2 protein-coding genes are annotated in these 1,968 nt (G+C 42.6%); both read right to left on the reverse strand.

The features are described from left to right. Nucleotides 1–173 precede the first annotated feature (173 nt). The gene (locus EOPP23_RS21210; protein ID WP_194842707.1) at nt 174–1,415 is read right to left on the reverse strand and encodes a protein kinase family protein; all 1,242 of its coding nucleotides are present in this window, start codon (nt 1,413–1,415) and stop codon (nt 174–176) included. A 92-nt stretch (nt 1,416–1,507) separates the two neighbouring features. Next, nucleotides 1,508–1,702 (reverse strand): CPXCG motif-containing cysteine-rich protein, encoded by a 195-nt coding sequence (locus EOPP23_RS21215; protein ID WP_153768002.1) that lies wholly within the window; start codon nt 1,700–1,702, stop codon nt 1,508–1,510. Nucleotides 1,703–1,968 lie beyond the last annotated feature (266 nt).

A 1,968-nucleotide genomic window follows, 5' to 3' on the forward strand; every position in this document is an offset into this window, starting at 1 on the left:
AAGTGAAACGATACATCGCCGATGGTAGTGTGGGGTTTCCCCATGTGAGAGTAGGTCATCGCCAGGCATTGAATTAGAGAAGCCCAGTTGAGAAATCAACTGGGCTTTTTTATGTCTGACAAAAAAACTCATTCCATCACCGAGTGACTCAACACTTCTGAAAGTTCTGATATTTACCCTAAATCCATGTGTTCGCAGTCTTCTAATTGCCGATCAATCCTTCTCAATACTTCCCTGGTTGAAGGTCTTTCAAACAACTCCAGTTTTAAACAAGGTATAACCAGTTCGTTAAGAATTCTTAGATGGTTAGGCTTATTAGAGAACTGCTGTTGATACTGTTCGAATATCCCTTCTACAAGATGCTCTTCCTCACCAATCATTTTCCAGACCAGAGGAAAATGATCACCAGTAAGTAGCTGTAGTCCTATATAGCCAAGGCCGTAGATGTCAGCTCTTGCAAACTTAAAGTCTTTAAGTCCTTGAGGTTCCGGGCTGGAGGTGAGGCCTCCATAACCTGAATCAGGAGATGAACCTATTGATGTGGCTTCACTGGATGAAGCTTCACTTTCTAAACGAGTAGGATGAAAGTAAAACATTTCAGGTGGAAAAGCTGAAGACAGCTCATCGAGACAACTAATTGAGCTTTTAGCGCGTCCCAAGTCGCCAATAACAGCAGTACCATCGCCCCGTAATAGAATGTTGTCAATTTTCAGGTCATTGTGAATTAATCCTGAACTATGAAGCTCTAGTAAACCCGAAGCTATATTATGCAGATATTGCAGTATCTGTTGATGAGAAAGCTTGCTAGAAAGCTGACTTTCCAAAGAGCCAGACATTAGCTCCATATAAATAGAAATACTTTTCTGTGTAGAGAAAAGGCTCGATTGTTCTTCTGTGACTGCGCCTATATATTTTAATAAGTTAGGGCAGGTGAATTGCAGCCCTACCTCAACTTCATCCAAGAGCCCTTGGTAATGTTCGTTTTTTAGATTCTTTTTTTGGACATAAGAGGCAATTTTGCCATCAATTATTACTCCGGAAACTTCTCCATAGAGTCCTTTTCCAATGAGAAAGGTCTTAGTCACCGCATTATGGAGGCGAAGTACATCTTTCTGAGCATATTTAGGCAGAACATCTCTACGCTTTGCTCTGGCTTCGCTGTCAGAAGATAGAGAGAGCGGCCGTAAAACAGGCCTGCACTTTTTAGTACTTATTTTATAGGGAGAGTGATCAGGATTGTTCTGGCAGACCTCATTCTGTTCAAAAATAGAGGTGGAATCGGGGGCGCTGTTCTGTGCTGTTCTGCCGAAAGATCTTCTTTTGGATAAGTTGGTATCTTCTTGCGAAAAATGAGAGCGCTTTCTTCTCCCCGGTAGAGCGCTGAAGTCTTGGGGTAAAGCACGATATTGATCCATAGCACCACTCATCCTTGGTTGATGTATTAATCATTAGAGCCATCAATCGATGGATAAGTTCCGAAGCAGCATTTTTCTTGTAGATTTGGGTTTTATTCGTCCTGGCTAGTCAGAGTAACCTGCGGTTCTTCTTGTTGATCAAGAGTCACATTGATATTTATTGGTCGGCAACAGACCTGGCAGTCTTCTATATATTCCTGACTCTCAATAGAACAATCGATGAGCAGTTCAATGAGCTCACCACAGTTAGGGCAATGCATTTTGGTTGTTTCAAGTGAGTGACCCATGGAAGCACCTCTGATAAATAGTAAGCCTGCTCAACAATATAGAAGATATTAGGGAGTAGTACGTAATATCATTGTCGCCTATTGCCAAGCGTGACCTGGCGTGTAGAATGCGCTCTCATTGTTTCGGCACATCGCTCCTTACGGAGATCGATCAGCCCGTTATCAAACGCTTCTTTCCTCTCCTAATAAAGAGAACGAAAACAGCGATTGACAACAACGGCTGACACGGTAGAATGCGCCGCCGCTGACCAAGAAAAGTTCTTCGC

This window comes from Endozoicomonas sp. OPT23 (assembly GCF_009653635.1).
GTDB lineage: Bacteria > Pseudomonadota > Gammaproteobacteria > Pseudomonadales > Endozoicomonadaceae > Endozoicomonas_A.

Bases quoted from the DNA above. Each gene is read 5' to 3' on its own strand.
- EOPP23_RS21215 (WP_153768002.1), bottom strand. From the start codon at position 1,702: ATGGGTCACTCACTTGAAACAACCAAAATGCATTGCCCTAACTGTGGT.
- EOPP23_RS21210 (WP_194842707.1), bottom strand. From the start codon at position 1,415: ATGGATCAATATCGTGCTTTACCCCAAGACTTCAGCGCTCTACCGGGG.